The 18,613-nt window shown below is 42.8% G+C and carries 17 protein-coding genes; 12 read left to right on the top strand and 5 right to left on the bottom strand.

Annotated elements, in window-relative coordinates:
- Positions 1-44 precede the first annotated feature (44 nt).
- The 4 genes from E4N66_RS12825 to E4N66_RS12810 all read left to right on the top strand — a co-directional run bounded on the left by E4N66_RS12825 (position 45) and on the right by E4N66_RS12810 (position 4,509).
- Positions 45-1,298: a tetratricopeptide repeat protein gene (locus tag E4N66_RS12825; protein ID WP_235619784.1), complete on the top strand. Its 1,254-nt coding sequence runs from the start codon at positions 45-47 to the stop codon at positions 1,296-1,298.
- A gap of 1 nt (position 1,299) precedes the next feature.
- Positions 1,300-1,989 carry a metallophosphoesterase gene (locus tag E4N66_RS12820; RefSeq protein ID WP_044014307.1) on the top strand — a complete coding sequence of 230 codons (690 nt, stop codon included), beginning with the start codon at positions 1,300-1,302 and terminating at the stop codon, positions 1,987-1,989.
- 76 nt (positions 1,990-2,065) lie between these two features.
- Positions 2,066-3,121, top strand: a complete 1,056-nt coding sequence (locus E4N66_RS12815; protein WP_044014309.1) for a ribonucleotide-diphosphate reductase subunit beta — start codon at positions 2,066-2,068, stop codon at positions 3,119-3,121.
- Between the two features lie 8 nt (positions 3,122-3,129).
- The gene (locus E4N66_RS12810) at positions 3,130-4,509 is read left to right on the top strand and encodes an MATE family efflux transporter (protein ID WP_253728384.1); all 1,380 of its coding nucleotides are present in this window, start codon (positions 3,130-3,132) and stop codon (positions 4,507-4,509) included.
- Between the two features lie 67 nt (positions 4,510-4,576).
- Here E4N66_RS12810 and E4N66_RS12805 read toward each other — a convergent pair whose 3' ends face one another.
- The 5 genes from E4N66_RS12805 to E4N66_RS12785 form a co-directional block, all read right to left on the bottom strand.
- Positions 4,577-6,415: an ABC transporter ATP-binding protein gene (locus E4N66_RS12805; protein WP_253728383.1), complete on the bottom strand. Its 1,839-nt coding sequence runs from the start codon at positions 6,413-6,415 to the stop codon at positions 4,577-4,579.
- A gap of 49 nt (positions 6,416-6,464) precedes the next feature.
- Positions 6,465-6,716, bottom strand: coding sequence for a Txe/YoeB family addiction module toxin (locus E4N66_RS12800; protein ID WP_253729457.1), 252 nt, complete (start codon positions 6,714-6,716; stop codon positions 6,465-6,467).
- A gap of 6 nt (positions 6,717-6,722) precedes the next feature.
- Complete coding sequence (locus E4N66_RS12795; protein ID WP_253728381.1) at positions 6,723-6,983, bottom strand: type II toxin-antitoxin system RelB/DinJ family antitoxin; 261 nt, start codon at positions 6,981-6,983, stop codon at positions 6,723-6,725.
- 116 nt (positions 6,984-7,099) lie between these two features.
- Positions 7,100-7,795, bottom strand: a complete 696-nt coding sequence (locus tag E4N66_RS12790; RefSeq protein ID WP_253728379.1) for a hypothetical protein — start codon at positions 7,793-7,795, stop codon at positions 7,100-7,102.
- Between the two features lie 9 nt (positions 7,796-7,804).
- A complete protein-coding gene (locus tag E4N66_RS12785) occupies positions 7,805-9,583 on the bottom strand; it encodes an ABC transporter ATP-binding protein (protein WP_253728378.1) in 1,779 nt (592 codons plus the stop codon).
- Between the two features lie 131 nt (positions 9,584-9,714).
- On the opposite strand from E4N66_RS12785, the gene murI reads away from it, so the two are divergent.
- From murI to E4N66_RS12745, 8 genes are all read left to right on the top strand, one after another.
- A complete protein-coding gene (gene murI, locus E4N66_RS12780; RefSeq protein WP_253728377.1) occupies positions 9,715-10,503 on the top strand; it encodes a glutamate racemase in 789 nt (262 codons plus the stop codon).
- The gene (gene rsgA / locus E4N66_RS12775) at positions 10,503-11,453 is read left to right on the top strand and encodes a ribosome small subunit-dependent GTPase A (protein WP_253728376.1); all 951 of its coding nucleotides are present in this window, start codon (positions 10,503-10,505) and stop codon (positions 11,451-11,453) included. Before murI ends, rsgA begins: the two co-directional genes overlap by 1 nt.
- A gap of 153 nt (positions 11,454-11,606) precedes the next feature.
- Positions 11,607-12,176, top strand: a complete 570-nt coding sequence (locus tag E4N66_RS12770) for a TetR/AcrR family transcriptional regulator (RefSeq protein ID WP_253728375.1) — start codon at positions 11,607-11,609, stop codon at positions 12,174-12,176.
- Positions 12,177-12,332: 156 nt separating this feature from the next.
- Positions 12,333-14,051: an ABC transporter ATP-binding protein gene (locus E4N66_RS12765; protein WP_253728374.1), complete on the top strand. Its 1,719-nt coding sequence runs from the start codon at positions 12,333-12,335 to the stop codon at positions 14,049-14,051.
- A gap of 11 nt (positions 14,052-14,062) precedes the next feature.
- Positions 14,063-15,787 carry an ABC transporter ATP-binding protein gene (locus E4N66_RS12760; protein WP_253728372.1) on the top strand — a complete coding sequence of 575 codons (1,725 nt, stop codon included), beginning with the start codon at positions 14,063-14,065 and terminating at the stop codon, positions 15,785-15,787.
- Positions 15,775-17,250 carry an ABC transporter ATP-binding protein gene (locus E4N66_RS12755; protein ID WP_253728371.1) on the top strand — a complete coding sequence of 492 codons (1,476 nt, stop codon included), beginning with the start codon at positions 15,775-15,777 and terminating at the stop codon, positions 17,248-17,250. Before E4N66_RS12760 ends, E4N66_RS12755 begins: the two co-directional genes overlap by 13 nt.
- A 1-nt stretch (position 17,251) precedes the next feature.
- The gene (locus E4N66_RS12750) at positions 17,252-17,956 is read left to right on the top strand and encodes an energy-coupling factor transporter transmembrane component T family protein (protein ID WP_253728370.1); all 705 of its coding nucleotides are present in this window, start codon (positions 17,252-17,254) and stop codon (positions 17,954-17,956) included.
- A gap of 23 nt (positions 17,957-17,979) precedes the next feature.
- Entirely contained in the window at positions 17,980-18,582 is a 603-nt protein-coding gene (locus tag E4N66_RS12745; protein WP_253728369.1) for an MptD family putative ECF transporter S component, read from the top strand.
- Positions 18,583-18,613 lie beyond the last annotated feature (31 nt).

Below are 18,613 nucleotides of genomic sequence, written 5' to 3'. Positions count from 1 at the left end.
GTTCGATTATTTCACCGAAAAAAACAGCTGTAATAGAAAAATATATGAATGCCGGCAAGTATGCGACAGCAATTAAACGGGCAAAAGCCATTATAGCAAAAAACCCGCGTGATACAAAAGCCCACTATCTCCTTGGAAAAGCTTATTTGGCTGACGGCCGCGCCGAACTTGCTTTAATGGAGTTTAAAACCATCAGCAAGGCCGTATTTGAATCAAAAGCCGAAGAAAAAGAATTCCGAAATTTAACGGCACAACTATATGAACGTTTTCAACAGCATATGGAAGCGCTCGCAGAATATGCACTGCTGATAAAACTTGACCCTCAAAATGCGGAATATTATTACGCAATCGGACAGCTTTTTGAACAGCTTAATAAAACGGAACAGGCTATCTTTCATTATCGGCAGGCGATTAATCTTAATTCAAAACATGCCGCCGCCCATGCAGCTCTTGGACTGCTCCTGTTCCGCAGTAAGATGATGAACGAGGCAAAACAAGAAATTGCTACTGCCTTGAAGCTGGAACCGGATAATACGACTGCGTTATATTATCAAGGGCGGCTGCTCCGTGAATCAAAAGAATATGCACAAGCACTGGCTTCATTTGAAAAGGCAGCCCGCAATGCGGATCTTCGGCAAAAGTGTTTTACCGAACGCGGCTTATGCTATCTTGATGCAAACAGTCTTGAAAAAGCTGCTTTCGAGTTCGATCGCGCACTAAAACTCACAACTGCAAAAAATTCGAATCCCGATACATTGCGTCTCCGCTATGCGGCTGCGGCATGTTACGAAAAAATGAGAGACCTTGACCGCGCTATTGAGCAGTGGGAAGCAATCCACACCGTAATGCCGAGCTACAAGGATGTTACAGACAAGCTCAACCAGTATCGAGACCTCCGTTCAAATGATTTAATGAAAGAATACCTTACCGTCAGCACGGAGGCATTCCTCAAACTCTGTAAAACAGTTACGGAACAAGCCTTTGCGCTTTTGGTTCAGTCTCAAAAAGAGATCAAACAGGGATGTGCTATTATTGCATTGGAAGATAATTCCGAAAAATGGATGAACGTACGGAAGCAGCCCAAACTCTTTATCTATTCGCGAGATAGCGACATCATCGGTGATTCTTTTTTACGTTCGTTACACGAACAGATGAAAGCTCAAGGGTTGGTACGAGTTGTCGTCATCACCTCAAGCGGTTTTTCACGGGCTGCATTAAGTTTTGCAGAAAACCGGCCGTTTGAACTAATCGATAAAGACAAACTGGAGTCAATTCTAAAAACGATAAAAGGCATATAGCATGAAGATCCTCTGCATTTCCGATCAAATCGATCCGCTCATTTACAGTGTCAATATCAAAGAGCGGTACAAAGATGTCGATCTTGTGATTTCTGCCGGGGATTTACCGATGGAGTATTTGGAATTTATCGTTTCATCGTTGAACAAACCGCTTTTTTTTGTGTTTGGGAATCATAATCTCAGTGCATTGCCGTACTATCATAAAAATCTTAGAGCGGACGCCTCTTTGCAATCCATTGCCGAAATCCGGCCCGAAGGGTATGGTTCAACGTATCTCGGCTTTACCACACGCCGAGAAGGCAATGTACTTTTTGCAGGGGTTTCAGGAAGTATCCGGTATAACAGCGATATCGGGCAGTACACCGAACATCAAATGAAGATGCAGTTGCTTGCACTGGTACCGCGCCTCATTTACAACAAGCTGCGTTACGGACGATATTTAGATGTTTTTGTCGCCCATGCGGCGCCTTTCGGCATTCATGACCGTCCCGATCCGTGCCATATAGGGTTTAAATGCTTTTTATGGTTTATAAAGAAGTTTAAACCGCGCTATTTTTTACATGGGCATATCCATCTTTACGACCTACAGGCGCCGCGGGTAACCGTTTACGAAAACACAACCGTTATCAATGTATTTAGCAACTACCTGTTGGAATTTGATACCGATCAATTTACAGAACAATCCAATTAATAATGATTTAACAGCGATTTCCCCTTTTATAAAATAGCAATCCGATATATTTTAAAGCGATACAAGGAGTATTTTTATGATAGACAATAAAACGGTGCTTTCCCGTAAAAAGCTTTTTAACGAAACAGGTGATATCGAAGTCCATTTACGGAAAATGATAGGCGGCAATACCACAAACCTCAACGACTTTAACAATATGAAGTATACGTGGGCAAGCGAATGGTACCGGCAAGCCATGAACAACTTCTGGATACCGGAAGAAATCAATATGAACACCGATGTTCAGGATTATCGTAAGCTCAGCCCTGCGGAAAAAACAGCCTACGATAAAATCTTATCATTCCTCATTTTTTTGGACAGCATTCAGACGGCTAACCTGCCGAACGTCGGGCAGTATATTACCGCAAACGAAGTAAACCTCTGCCTTACGATTCAGGCATTTCAGGAAGCGGTGCATTCACAGAGCTACAGCTACATGCTCGACACCATCTGCTCTCCCGACGAGCGGACAGCCATCCTTTATCAGTGGAAGGATGATGCGCATCTACTCAAGCGAAATAAGTTTATCGGAGACTTATACAATGAGTTTCAGGATGATAAGAGTGCGCTGGCTTTGTTGAAGGTAGCGATCGCCAATTACATTTTGGAAGGGGTGTATTTTTATTCCGGTTTTATGTTCTTTTATAACCTCGGACGGAATAACAAGATGCCCGGCTCCGTGCAGGAAATCCGCTACATCAACCGTGACGAAAATACGCACCTGTGGCTGTTCCGCTCGATTATCCATGAGCTGCAAAAAGAAGAACCGCAGCTATTCACACCGGAAAACAACGAGCTGTTCCGCAGCATGATCCGCGAAGGCTGCGAGCAGGAAATTGCGTGGGGGCATTATGTTATCGGCGACGACATTCCCGGCCTGACCCGCGGCATGGTTACCGATTACATTCAGTACCTCGGCAACCTCCGCTGCGAGAACCTCGGTTTTGAACCATTGTACGAAGGGCACCGTGAAGAACCCGCCTCCATGAGCTGGGTAAGCCAATACAGCAACGCAAACCTCATCAAAACGGATTTCTTTGAAGCAAAGTCTACTGCTTACGCAAAATCTTCCGCGTTAAAGGATGACCTATAGGGCAGAAAATGCAATTAAAAAGATTTTCGTTGGGACCGCTCCATTTTTACCGGCAGGCGCTCGGATTTGCCATACCGGTAATGATTCAAACCTTTGTACAGAGCCTCGTTTCGCTGATTGATAACTTTATGGTCGGCGGGTTGGGCGACATCAAAATGAGCGCGGTCAATATCACCAATCAATTTACCTTTCTCTTTTTGGTAACAGTCGGGACATTTTCCGAAACGGGCGGCATGTTTATGTCCCAGTTTAACGGTGCAAAAGACACCGAAGGAATGCAGCAGACATACCGGTTCAAACAGATTATGATGTTGGTCTGTGCCGTGCTCTTTACGGTTTTCTCATCCTTCTTTTCGGGATATATCCTCGGTTTTTTGGTACACGGAAATCAACAAGCACCTGAAATCGTAGCCGAGGGACAGCGGTACCTGCATATTATCCTTCTTACCTTTATTCCTATTGCCTTTTCCACCGCGATTACCTCTTCTCTACGCGACATCGGCAAGGTAAAGATCATTATGTACAGCGCGATTATCTCTACGTTGATAAACACCTGCGGAAACTACATTTTGATTTACGGCCATTTCGGGGCGCCGCGGCTGGAGGTAAAGGGCGCTGCGTATGCGACGCTGATAGCCCGCTGTGCCGAAGTTGCTCTCTTGCTTATCTATGTGCATGTCAAAAAGCCTGCGTTCTACGTGCGGATTACCGCGCTGTGGAAGGTGCATTGGCCGCTATTTATGCAAATGGTTAAAAAACTCGGGCTGGTATTTGCCTCCGATATTTCGTGGGTGGGAACCGAAACGATTGTTGCGGCGCTGTATAATAGCCGCGGCGGGGCGGAAGTGGTTGCGGGCATGGCTGCCGGTTGGACGATTGCAAATATTTTCTTTTTAATCTTTCCGGTGATTTTTACCTGCGTACGTATTATTGTCGGCAGTTCGCTCGGCCAGAATAAATTGGACGAAGCCCGCAAGCAAGCGTGGTGGTTCCTTTCCGGCTTTTTTATCTTCGGTATTTTTGTCGGCATTTGTGAAGCTCTCACCGTTTTTATCATTCCGATTGTGTTTATCCGGCTTTCGCCTGCTTCGCATATCATCACGCGGAATCTTATATGGGTCATCGCGCTTTATATGCCGTTGTGGTCATATCTTAACACGCAGCTCGCAATTTCCCGCGCCGGCGGCGATGCGCAACTTGGCGCATGGGTGGATATCAGCGTCAACTCAATCGTATTCCTACCGGTGATGATTATCTTTACTTACTTTACTGCGCTTTCTCCCGTCGCAATGTTCGGCCTTGCAAAACTGAGTGATTTTTTTAAGTTGCTCATCGCCGGTCATCAATTAAAAAAAGAGCGGTGGGTAAAGAACTTAACCATTGCGTAAGGGTTTACAAAAAAGCAATACAACACTGCACAGAGTACAAGGGGCTTATGCCTTGCACACAGAACAATCACGCTCTGTCTCTGTCGGTCCGCGGCATTCCTTCTTCTTCCTGTAGGAACTGCATTGAATAGAGCTGATAATAGTGTCCTTTTTTCTGCAGCAGTTCTTCGTGCGTGCCTGCTTCTATCATTCTGCCTTTTTCGATAACGATGATTTTATCGGCATTGCGGATAGTGGAAAGGCGGTGCGCGACTACAAATGAGGTTCTGTTTTTCAACACGGCGGCAATCGCTTTTTGAATTTTTTGTTCCGTTTCCGTATCGACGGAAGAAGTGGCCTCGTCCAACACAAACAGGCGCGGATTCCGCACAAGCGTACGCGCAAACGAGATGAGCTGCTTTTGCCCCGTTGAAAGTAAGCCACCGCCTTCGCCTACCTGCGTTTGGTAACCGTTCGGCATCGCGAAAATAAATTCGTGAGCGTCAACAAGCTTTGCCGCCGCGATAATTTCTTCTTCCGTTGCATCAAGCTTGCCGTAGCGGATGTTCTCTTCGATTGTGCCCGAAAATAAATGCGGTGATTGTAATACATAGCCGAGGTTTTCGTGTATCCATGTTTCCGGCATTTCGGTGTAATCGATGTTGTCAATTAAGATACGTCCCTGCTTCGGTTCATAAAATCGGCAAAATAAATTTACGATAGTGGACTTTCCCGCTCCGGTAGACCCGACTAACGCGAGCGTTTCGCCGGCCTGCACCGTCAAATTAAAATCAGTTAAAACAGGTTCGCTTTCCTTATACCAAAATGATACGTGCTCAAATTGTACGGTTCCTTTTATGGCAGGACGCTGCACTTCCGTCGGGTTGAGTGCGGTGCCGTATTTTTTGATAACCGCTTCCGTATCCTGAATATCAGGCTTTTCTTCAAGCAGCGCAAAAATCCGTTCCGCCGCTGCTTGTGCCGATATCAATTCCGCAAACAGCGCGGATGCTCCTGCAAGCGGAGCGTTGAACTGAGTAACATACGAGAGAAATGCAACAAGCAGTCCCAAACTAATCGCCTGCGAGATAACAGCACTTCCGCCGTAGAAGACAACCAGCCCCGTACCTAACGATCCGATAATCTGTACCGCAGGCATCAAAATAGAAGAAAGCAAAATTCCACGTATCGAAGCAGCCTTCATATTCTCTGTTTTGGAGAAAAACTCTTTCGCGTTCAACTCCTCTCGCACGAGTGTCTTGGTCGTCTTTGCGCCTTGAATATCTTCGTTATATGCCGCCGTCAGCTGTGCATTTACCGCCCGTACTCTCCGCTGCGCTTTTAATATCTTTGCGCGTAGATAAATGCTTAATGCAATAATCAGCGGGAAGGTCGTTAATACAATAAGGGCGAGTTTGATATTGTCGTGGAACATCGTAAAGATGAGCGCGAACAGCATAAAAAAGCCCCACAGTAAATCGGATACGCCCCACGCCACCAGCTCCGATAATTTATTGATATCCGAGGTGATACGCGACATAAGAGAGCCGACCGAATTGGCATCGTAAAATGAAAGAGAAAGACTTTGCAAGTGATTAAAGCAGCGGATCCGTAAGCGATTGCACATTTTTACTTCGACCGTGCCGATTGTCATAATATAGAAAAACGTAACGAGAACTGCGAACACAATGAAGACACTGGTCAGCACAACGACCGGAATAAAATTCTGTAAATTCCGATCTTTTACAAAAACGTCGATAACATAGTTGGTGATTTTAGGTTGTGCAATTGCGCAGATTCCTTCAAGCCCCGAAAAAATGAAACCTAAAATAAAGAGCAATTTAAAGAACGCAAACTCTTTTACAATCCGCTTCCAAACTCCGCCGTTAAACTTTTGGTTGTAATCGTTTTCTTGATCTTGTTCCATAATAGTACCTTGTCGTTACAATGCTATTGGGGCTTTTCAAAAAATTCAATTAATTCTCGTAATGTCCGCGGCAGGAAAGGATTTCTAAAGTATTTTTACTCACTCGGTACACAAGCCTATTCACGTCATCAATACGGCGACTCCAAAACCCGCTCAATTCGCCCTTTAGCGGCTCCGGTTTACCTATACCGTCAAAGCTTCCCCGTTCAATATCTTTAAGCAGCATATTGATACGCTTTATTGTTTTTTTATTTTGTAGTTGCCAATATTCATAATCTTCCCAAGCTTCATCAAACCATATTTTTTTTCATTCATCCGCCTCGATAAGCTCATGCTCTACGCCTTTCCCAGCATTCAATGCTGCAATGCCACGACGTAAATGCGCTATGTTGCTTTCACTGTAAAACGGATCCGTTGATATTTCAAACGGTATTTTTTGTTTCCTGACCGCCGTTTTTGCAAATACGCAAAATGCGGTTGTCATGGTCATGCCAATGTCGGAACAAAAAGCTTCAAACTGCTTTTTTAGGTTCTCGTCCATACGGATATTTATGTTTGTCTGTGCCATAGTAGTAACTCCTTTTATCTTTATTGTAGATAGATTTATTGATAGTGTCAATATAATTTTAGCGGATCAAGAATACAGGGGGCTATCGAATATACTGCCGATATATAAATACCTTTCTAAAATGACATTCCCTGCGTATTCTTACTTTCATAAAACTCACCGGTTCTTTTGCTTAATTCATATCGGCGCAAACGACTGTTATACCGATAAATCCTTTCTATATCAAATTGTGCAAGAACCGTTGTCTTGTTATCCAATTCAGATATATACAAAACGGTACCGTAAATCCGTATTTTACCGGTATCAAATTGTGAATAATCGATCTTCAATACATTATCTTTAAAAATGCGGCTGAATTCTTCTCCGATCCGATATGGAATATTCTTGAACTGTTCTATTTTATGAAATTCGGCATACTCCATACTATCATAATGCGAATCAAGAATATAATGCCGGAATAGCAGTTCCTTTTCAAATGTGAAGAGGTAGACGGAGCCGTTTCCCATGTGCGTTTGCCCGATAATTTCTATGATGGTATTATTTTTCGTTCGTATTATTTTTGCCGAATACACCGACATCTCATCGATTGTAAGCTCAGTTATTGTCTTTGATGCCGAGTTATATAGAACTGCCCAGCTTGACCAATGAGGTTCATCTGTAATCATCCATAAACCGTAGGAATCGTATGAGTCGCTTATTTTGATTTCTTTTGCAGACGGATATTTTTCTTTCAGTACAGCGAGTACTGCATCTTGTGCCCATACGAGGGAAAGCAGCGCGAACGACAGCATTATCATTATTACTTTTTTCATGTATTCGTTTTACTCCGCACTCTGAATATCATAAATACGCTTGTATAAGCCGTCTTTTTCGATGAGTTCGCGGTGTGTGCCCTGCTGGGTAATCTTTCCCTTTTCCAAAACGATAATAATATCTGCATCTTTTACAGTAGCAATGCGGTGCGAAATGATAATCACCGTTTTATGTTTGTTTTCATTTTTGAGGGCAACTCTGATTGCCGCATCGGTTTCCATATCAACTGCGGAAAGTGAATCGTCAAAGATCAAAATAGGTGCATCCTTTATCAGTGTTCGTGCAATCGCCAGCCGCTGCTTCTGTCCGCCGGAAAGAGACACGCCGCGTTCTCCGACAAGGGTAGCGTAACCGTCTGCAAAATAATGAATCTCTCCGTCCAAGGCTGCGATGCGGGCATATCGCTGTGCGGCAGCATCGTTCGTATCGGGGGCGGCAAGTTTAATATTTTCCATAATTGTTTTAGCGTAAAGAAACGGTTCCTGCAAAATCAGTCCTATCTGCGACCGTATCCAGCCCTTGTCTATCGAACGTAATTCGATGCCGTCTATTGTGATTGAACCGGAGATATAGTCGTAGAGCCGGTCAAGCAGATGCACCAGCGAGCTTTTCCCCGAACCGGTCGGCCCTAAAATTGCCGCCGTTTGTCCCTGTTTGATGCTGAACGATACAGTATCCAGTACCGGTGTGTTCTCCGCTTCGGGGTATGCAAACGACACGGAATCAAAAATGATGTTGCCCTTAATCTCCGGTTTTGCCTGTGTGGGGAAAAGCTCCTCAGGTTCCTCGCGGAATATTTCTTCAATACGACCAATCGATACACAGGACTTGCCGATATTACCGAGAATCCGTCCAAGCTGCCGCACCGGTTGTATCAGCATACTGATGTACGAGATAAACGCTATCAACATTCCCACTGAAATTTCGCCGCGGTATGCTAAAAAACTTCCGTAGAGGATAACGGTAAAAATCTGGGTGTACGATAAAAAATCAGCCCCAGACCAAAAAAATGCAAAGCAGCGTATCAATATCAAATTCCGCCGCATATACGCTTCGCTGACTGTTTTGAATTTTTCCATCTCGTATTGCTGACGAGTGAATGCCCTGATCACTCTGATACCGGTAAGGCTTTCCTGAAGAACTGCTGTCATTGCCGCTTCCTGTTCGGTTGAGGCTTTAAACTGTTTTTCAATCACATAAAAGAAGAGAGCGGAAAAAGCTGCCGCAACCGGAACCGCTGCACATGAGATGAGTGCTAACTTAATGTTCGACTGCATCATCAAAAAGACAGTGTATATAATTAAAAACACCGAGCCGACCGTTTCGGGAATTTGAGAATACAATGCGATACGGATGGTGTCCACATCGGAGGTACAGCGCTGGATCAGATTACCTGTTTTTGCATTTGCGTGATATGTGTATGGCAAGAGCTGGATATGATTATACAGCCGGTTCCGTACATTTTGGATAATCCGTTCGGTTGCCGCATTTGCCGTATTCATCTGCAAAAACGTCAATATACTGCGGCAGAGCGCAAATGCAAGAATGAGAGCTGCCATAATAAACAGCCCGTTTGTTCCCTTTGCAGCTGCTCCGAACAGCGCAACGAGCCGTTCAAGGGCTGTATGCGTCAGCGGTTCATTACCCAACACCGAATCAACGGTGATTTTGATTAAGCCCGGTTGCAGGGCTGCGGCAATCTGAGCAAGCAGTGCAAACATAAGCGCAAGAAAGTACAAGAGACGGAATCCTTTTAAATACGAAAAGAGCCGAACAAAATTTTTCACGGCATTTATTATAACAGGAGCATCCGTTGTATTCTATGCACCTTGCTCAAGAATAATGCATAATTTATAATCCTTAATTGTAAAATCATGAATTTCGCATTATGAATTTATTTTACGAGGTGTTACATTAAATGCACAAAAAGTATGTTTTTTTAGATTCGGGGATAGGCGGCTTGCCGTACTTCCGGTATTTTCATAAAAAAGTGCCGCAAGTATCGGCTGCGTATGTTGCGGATTTGGAGCATTTTCCCTACGGAGAAAAAACGCGTGAGGACGTGATTAAGTATGCCCTCGGTGTTACGGAAAAAATAATAAACCGCTTGGATCCCGCAATGGTTATCGTGGTGTGCAATACGATGTCAACTGCGGCGCTCGATGCGCTGCGCAAACATTTTTCCATTCCCTTTGTCGGTACCGTACCGGCGGTAAAGGTCGCGGCGGAAGTCAGCGTTAATAAGCGAATCGGGATTATCGCCACGGCGCGGACAATCAACGACCCGTATCTTGATAAACTAATTGAATCATTTGCCGCCGATTGTACTATCGAAAGACGGGCGGATGCGGAACTGGTTGCCAAAATTGAGAATGGACTGATTACCGCCCCGGATGAAGAAAAACGAAAAGCAGTAATGCCTGCAATCCGGCAGTTTAGAGATGCCGGTGTCGATACGATTGTACTGGCGTGCACTCACTTTTTACATCTTGCAGACACCTTTACCGAATGCGCCGCTCCGGAAATAAAGGTTGTCGATTCCTTGCCCGGAGTCGTTTCCCATGCATTGGATGTACTGCCTCCGCCGTCCGGTGGGGAAGCATCACGCAGCAGTTGCTATGTTACCGGCGAAATCACCGAGCGTATCGACCGGCTGTACCGCGGTTACTGTGAACTTTTCGACCTCAATTGGAAGGGAGCGCTATAATGCAGGGGCTGGTATTAAGCGGCGCAAATAATTTTTTTGCAGTACGCACACCCGAAGGCAACGTAGTGCGTTGTTCCATTAAGGGAAAAAAACTGAAAGAAAGTCGCGGGTATTACAACCCCTTAGCGCCGGGCGATACGGTCGATATTGAATACGACACCATCCATCCCGATCAGGGGCAAATTACGGCGCTTGTACCGCGGCGCAACGGTTTTATCCGCTGGAATCAGAAAACGCGTAGTCCGCAACTCTTAGCGGCAAACATCGACTTGCTGCTCTGCGTTACCACCCCTGCCAATCCCCCCTTCCGTCCGCGCTTTACCGACCGCACATTGGTTCAAGCCGCCGCGGAAGGTATCCCCGCACTTATCATCGTGAACAAAATCGATTTGGGCATTTCGGAACCGGTGCGGGAACGGATACGGGATTGGCAGCGCATCGGGATACAGGTATGCGAGGTCTCCGCAAAGACGGGTGAAGGACTTGAACCGCTCGCACGTCTCCTTTCGGGTAAAACCTGTGCCGTTACCGGACAGTCGGGCGTCGGGAAGTCGAGTTTGCTGAACAGCCTTGACCCCAGCCTTGCGCTTAAAACCGCCGACATTTCGTTTAAGTACGACCGCGGTATCCATACGACAACGCAGGGCGTTTTTTTATCGATGACCTTTACCGCTCACGACGGAATGCGGCTGCCGTTCAACATCATCGACACCCCCGGTATCAGACACTTTGCACTCTGGGGCATTAAACCGGAAGAAGTCATCTTCTACTTTCCCGAAATGGAGGCCGCAGCAATACAATGTGCCTTCGGGCTTTCCTGCTCACACATTCACGAGCGCGGCTGCCGTATCTTGGAAGAACTGGACGCAGGGCATATCCATCCCGACCGCTACGAAAGCTGGCGTTCCATGCGCGATGAGTTGACACTGCTCACCGCGGACGAATACTAGGGCAAATGTATTTGGCTAATTCTACGTTCCTACCCGCCATATATTTTCAAGAGTGTCAGCCTCACTTGACAAATATCGGACTTCCTTTTAATATTAAATTATAATTCAGTATTGATAGAATAGAAAGGAGGACGTTTCGAGCGTACAGGCGGTATGCAGGTATTAAAAGAAGAGGTCAAAACTAGGATTCTGACGGCTGCGGAAAAAATATTTTATGAACAAGATTATAGAAGCGCCAAGCTGGCGGATATTGCAGAACAGGCTGATGTTCCCGTTGCGCTTATTTATACCTACTTCAAAAATAAAGAAGGTTTGTTTGATGAAGTAGTTGAAGGTGTGTTGGATAACATCATTACGATGATGGAAGATGAAGAAAAGATGGAAGCCGGAAGTCCTTATGAAAGATTTAATCGAGGCGGAGCATCTCAACTTCCCAAACTATTAAAGAGTAGAATAAAACTCATCATTTTGATCGACAAAAGCTCGGGAACGAAACATGAGAATGCAAAAGATATGTGGGTTAAACGATTGGAACAGCATATAAAAGATGGTTTAAAGAGATATTCAAAAACCAAGCACGATCCAATGCTTGCTCATATTTTGGCAAATAATTATGTGGAAAATCTAATGGAAATTGCACGGCACTATAAAAATGAAAAATGGGCAGAAGATATGCTCTTTGTTCTTAATCAGTGCTATTTTAATGGAGTTGAATCATTGTAAGCTGTAATTAGTTAGAGTAGTATAGAAGGAAATTTATTTTAGGAGCGTTCAACCGCTCCTTATTTTATCTATCAATATTGAATAAATATTCAATATTATTCGGTTTTAAAGATAAACGAATATATATGCGCATTATAGATGTAGAGAGGAGTAGATATGACTGAAAAGGAATTGAAAAAACAGGTAACGGGTAAAACCTTTTTGTCCAATGTGCTGCTTGCACTTAAAATAGTGTTTGACTTAATACCGCAGGTTTTATTGGTACTGGTGATAAGCAGCCTATTTTCGGGAAAAGCAGAAAGTGAATATTTTAAAATGATTGCCGGAGGTGTTTTCATCTCGTTTATGCTGAAGGCGTGTTGTAATTATCTTGCCGTAAAGACAGCTCATGACAGGGCTTTTAGTACATTGACGGAATTACGGCTTGCCATAATTGAACACCTCAAAAAATTGAATTTAGGCTTTTTTAAAAAGCATACTACCGGCGAGCTTACAAGCATTGTTGAACACGATGTAGAACAGATTGAAATATATCTGGCGCACGGTCTTCCGGAAATTATGGCGGCAACACTTCTTCCTGTTCTGGTTTTTATTGCAATGCTTTTTATAGATTACCGGCTCGCATTAATAATGATTGCAGGGGTACCGCTCATGTTCCTTGTACAACAATTATCTGCAAAGACCATGCAAAAAAAATTTCAAATATATTTTGAACGAGAAATGCAAATGAGGGAAGACATGATGGAATATGTAAAAAACATTGCCGTCATAAAGGCCTTTGCAAAAGAAGAGTGTTTTAGCGGTAGGACTTTGGATTCTGCACGCTCTTATGTGCAAGATGTAAAAAAGAGTATGGGTGCCGTTACGGGACCGATGGTGCTTATAGATATTTTTATGGAAGCCGGTGCGGTATCGGTTATGATGTTAGGAAGTATACTGCTCTTACATAACAATATTTCTACCGCTCAGTTTATACTGTCCGTTATCTTATCTTCGGTGTTTGTGTCAGCAATAAGTAAAACCGCAACGCTCCATCATTTTTCCATCGTGTTTACTGAAAAGCTCAAAAGCATAGCGGTGATTCTCTGTACGCCTCTTGCAAAAGAAAAGATCAGCGAAAAACTGAAAACGGGGGATATAGAATGTAAGAACGTATATTTTAAGTATGAAAAAGATGGCTTTGCGTTAAAAGATATTACTGTACAGTGTAAAGAAAACACTTTAAATGCGCTTGTCGGGCCGAGCGGTTGCGGTAAAAGCACGCTTGCGAATCTTATCATGGGTTTTTGGGATGTTGATTCAGGTGTGCTCACAATTTCGGGCAAAGATATTTCACACTATGATACGGACAGCATTTCCGCTCTTATCGGAAGTGTTCAGCAGGAAGTAATTCTTTTTAATATGAGCATCTTTGAAAATATCGCAATCGGTAAGGCGGGTGCTTCCGAATCGGAAGTGATAGAAGCCGCTCAAAAAGCACGATGTCATGATTTTATTTCCGCCCTGCCTCACGGCTACAACACAAGGGTCGGAGAGATGGGAATAAAACTTTCGGGAGGAGAAAAGCAAAGAATATCCATTGCCCGGATGATTCTTAAAAATGCCCCAATTCTTATTTTAGATGAAGCGATGGCTGCCGTAGACAGCGAAAACGAAAAACTCATAAACGAGGCGATCGAAGAATTAAGAAAAAATAAAACGGTCATCACGATTGCGCATCACCTGAACACCGTACAAAACGCAGACAAAATAATCGTTATGGATAAAGGCCGCATACTGGATTCCGGCACACATGAAGAATTGATTTCGCGATGCACCTTTTATAAAGAAATGGTCGAATCCCAAAAAAAAGTAGACAACTGGCGAGTGGGGTAAAGGAGACGTTTATGTATAAAGAATTATTTGCATTTTTGAGTAAGCGGGGAAAAATCGATGTATGTATTTCTTCTCTGTTTTTTACTTTGTATGGGTTGAGTTCCGTGGGGATGTTACTTACGGTGTTTTCGATGTTGTTTAAGATTGCTGCCGGGACTGATGTGCAGGGGCTCTATGTGGCTTTTGCAACGCTGATAGGCTTGGTCATTTTTAAGGGGCTTTGCAATATGATTGCCGACTTAAAAAAGCATGGAGCCGGCTTTGATGTGGTGCAGCAAATACGGGAGCGGATGATTGTAAAATTAAAGCTGTTTAGTTTGGGCTTTTATACGAATGAACGGCTGGGAGAATTAAATACAATTCTTCATAAAGATGTGGACAATATGTCCATGGTAGTCGGTCATATGTGGCCGCGGATGTTCGGTGATTTTCTCATTGCTTTTGCGGTATTTATAGGTCTTTGCTTTATCAACCTTAGTGCAGCCCTTGTTATGGCCGCGTCGATTCCGCTTTCGCTTGCCTATCTTTTTTACACAATTAAAGGAGCACAAAAAACGGAACATAACAATAATTCCGCCCTTGCCGATATGGTGAGTTTATTTGTTGAATATGTACGCGGTATTCCGGTGCTCAAAAGCTTTTCGCATAATAAAAGTCTGGATAATGAACTTTTTGAAAAGACAAAAAAATTCGGAGAAACAAGTAAGGCTGCTTCCCGTTTTAAGGCAAGACAGCTTTCGGTCTTTTCGTTTTTAATCGATGCAGGGTATTTTGTTCTTTTTATTTATTCCGGTCTTGCCGCATTACGCGGAAGCATTGATGTGCTCAGCTTTATGATTATCGCAGTCATTTCAAAAGAATTTTATAAACCTTTTGCAGCGATGGAAACACACTATATGTATTATGTGTCTGCCGTAGACAGCTATCACCGCTTGGGAAAAATTCTTCATGCCGAGGTAATAGCCGATAAAACAGACGGAGTTACTCGTGCACAAAACGATATTGTTTTTAAAGATGTAGCATTTTCTTATGAAGAAGATGAGTTCAAAATGAATGGAGTAACTTTTTCCGTTCCGGAAAAAACGATGACCGCGCTTGTAGGAGAATCGGGAAGCGGTAAGACGACGGTTACGAATTTGCTGTTGCGCTTTTACGATGTGCAAGGCGGAAGTATTACGCTCGGCGGTACCGATATTCGGGATATCCCCTACGATGAACTTTTAGATCGTATCAGCATTGTTATGCAAAATGTGCAGCTTTTCGATAACACCATCGAGGAAAATATCCGAGTAGGTAAAAAAGGGGCAACGAAAGAAGAAATCATCGAAGCTGCAAAAAAGGCAAAGATTCACGATTTTATTATGAGCTTGCCGAAAGGCTATGAAACGGATATAGGTGAAAACGGAGGTCTCTTATCCGGCGGGCAAAGACAGCGAATTTCCATTGCACGAGCATTTTTAAAAGACGCTCCGATTTTAATCCTCGATGAAATGACCAGTAATGTCGATCCCGTAAATGAGTCTTTAATACAGGATGCCATTACAGAACTTGCAAAAAACAGAACGGTTCTTGTGATCGCTCATCATTTGAGGACTATTCAAAAGGCAGATCAAATCCTTGTGTTTCAAAAAGGCTGTCTTATCGAAAAAGGAAAACACGATGAACTTTTGGAAAAGGACGCTTACTATGCTCGGCTTTGGAAAGCACAATACGGGAGCGGAATGTGCTCTCGCTAAAAGATATTTCGTATAAAACAAGGACAGGTCTTCTCATTCTCGACAATATAAACCTCGAAATAAAAAAAGGAGAATTTGTTGTCATTACCGGAAAAAGCGGAAGCGGGAAGAGCACACTCGGCTCTGTTATCAACGGCCTTATCTCGCATTACTATGACGGAGTATTAACGGGCGAAGCTCATCTAAACGGAAAAGATATACGCACTATGGAGCTTTCACAAATAGGGTGCATGGTAGGCTGTGTATTCCAAGACCCGCGAAGTCAGTTTTTTATGACCGATCCTTTTAGTGAAGCGGCTTTCGGCTGCAGCAATATGTTTTTGAACAGGGAAGAAATACTGAAAAGGGTAGACAAAAGTTTGAAACTGCTTGGAATAAATCATCTAAAAGAGAAGAGTATCTTTAAACTTTCAAGCGGTGAAAAACAAAAACTGGCTATCGCGTCATGCTATGCGATGTCGCCTGACATTTTTTTGTTCGATGAACCTACGGCTAATCTGGATATTCATTCCATCTTTGATTTGGAAAACATATTACGGAGCTTAAAAGAAGAAGGAAAAACCATTATCGTTTTTGAGCATCGATTATTTTATCTTTCGGCCTTATGTAGCCGTATGCTCGTTATGGATAAGGGAAGAATTACGGGCGAATACTCAAAAGATGAATTTCTTGAGCTGCAAAAAAACAATAAAAATATTCGCCCCATATATTTGGGAAATCTCGATACGGTTCATTCTAAAAGTATTATCGATAAAACCACCCCATTGTTTGAAATAAAAAACATTTCATATTCACATTCAAAACAGGAAAAAACGGATGTGCTTAAAGACATATCGATAAGAGCTTATGAAAAAGAAGTTATCGGCATTATCGGTGAAAACGGAGCGGGTAAAACAACTCTCGCTAAATTGTGTACAGGCTTATTAAAAGAAAAAAGCGGAAGCGTTTTAATTAAAGGAGAAAAGCGGAGCTATAAGAAAAGGGCGGGAAGTATGTATTTTGTCATGCAGGACTCAGACTTTCAACTTTTCGGTAATACCGTAGCGGATGAATTAGATATAGGAAAAAAAGGCGGTGGTTTGAACGGTATGGAAAAAGAAACCGTTTTATCGGATTTTGAAATTCTTGATTTAAAAGAACGGCATCCGCTTGCCCTCTCAAGAGGTCAAAAGCAAAGGCTTACCATTGCAGCGGCTTTTTGCAATAACTGTAAGATACTTTTTTTGGATGAACCGACAAGCGGCTTGGATAAACATTCTATGGATTTGGTTTCTAAAAGTATTCTCACTGCGGCAAATGCAGGTAGGCTTATATTTGTAATATCGCATGATTATGAATTTTTACTGTCTGTCTGTAACAGAATTATTTATTTAAAAAGCGGAATGGTTCACGCTGATTTTAATTTAAATAATGATACCAAGAAAATGCTCTGGGAGCTTTTAAGTAAAAAAGAGGAAATGTGAAGTGAATACAAAAAGAAAAGCGGATCCGAGGACGGTACTCGGCATTGTATTTATTTTTATCTCGTTTGGTCTTGCCGTCAATAAGCCCATCCCCTCACATGTTTTACTTATTATTTGTAATTTCTATTTATGGGATGTACGTGCTTACCGTGAATCCGTTTTATACAGCGGAATGTATAGTATCATTGCCGTGTCGATGTTTTATATTCATTATATTCCGAATTCGACAATTGCTCTCATGATTGTATCTTTAAGTTATTTTATTCAAAAATTCGTTATTGCGGTTATGATGATTATATTCTTGAAAAAGAAAACTTCCATGCCCTCTATTATATCGGCTATGCAGACGATGAAATTTCCAAACATAATAGCAATTCCCTTAATCGTTGTATTTAGGTATCTCCCGTCCTTAAAAGAAGATTACGGCTGTTTAAAAGACAGTTTAAAAATAAGAGGAATTTCTATTTCGGGCCTACGCTTTTTAATTCATCCCATTCGTTCTTTTGAACTTATAATTGTTCCGATTTTATTTAGAAGTCTTCGCATAGCTGAGGAACTTTCCACATCGGTTTTGCTGAGAGGAATTGAAAATTATAAAAACAGAACAAATATCTATCCGCTCAAATTTACGAAAACGGATTTTGTATACGGATTATATACGGCTATTGCTGTGGGTACGGTATCGTACTTACAGTTTTACTGTTGACTTTTTATAGGAGAATATAAACTATGGAAACAAAGACAAACAAATTGAATGCGCGGGATTTTATTTTTATCGGAATCTTCGCTGCGGTTGCACTATTAATTTTCTTTATTACGGGAGCACTCGCTGCATTAACGCTTTTCGGCACGATAGCCAATATCCCGATTACGCTGTTTTTTGTATCGATAGCATTTATGCTGGCGGTATCAAAGGTAAGAAAAACGGGCGTCTTTTTTATTATGGGGACAATTATCGTTTTACCGGGATTTATGGCGGCAAACGGAATAGGCGTCGGCCTTTCAATTATCGGCTGGTTCATTGCGGAGACTCTTGCGTCAACGATGAAGTACAAGGATAAAAAAGCAATTATTCTGTCCTATATGCTGGGCTCCACATTGCAGACAGCCTTGTTCACCCTGCCCATGTATCTTTCGCATGGAGAATACTTTGTGCAAAGAAAGGAGATTTTACATTTAACGGATGAAGCTTTACAACAGTATTTGCAGGTTGTGGGTTCATGGCAGATGTATGGTTCTATGGTTGCATTGACAGTTATAACAAGTTTCGCGGGAGCGTGGATTTCTATGCGGATATTAAAAAAGCATTTTGAGAAAGCGGGAGTGATATAGCAGCATTTTAATTTATATTCCAACTCGCCGT

It is taken from the genome of Treponema sp. OMZ 857, assembly GCF_024181085.1.
Taxonomy (GTDB): Bacteria; Spirochaetota; Spirochaetia; order Treponematales; family Treponemataceae; genus Treponema.
This window is presented reverse-complemented; position numbering and strand designations above follow the sequence as displayed.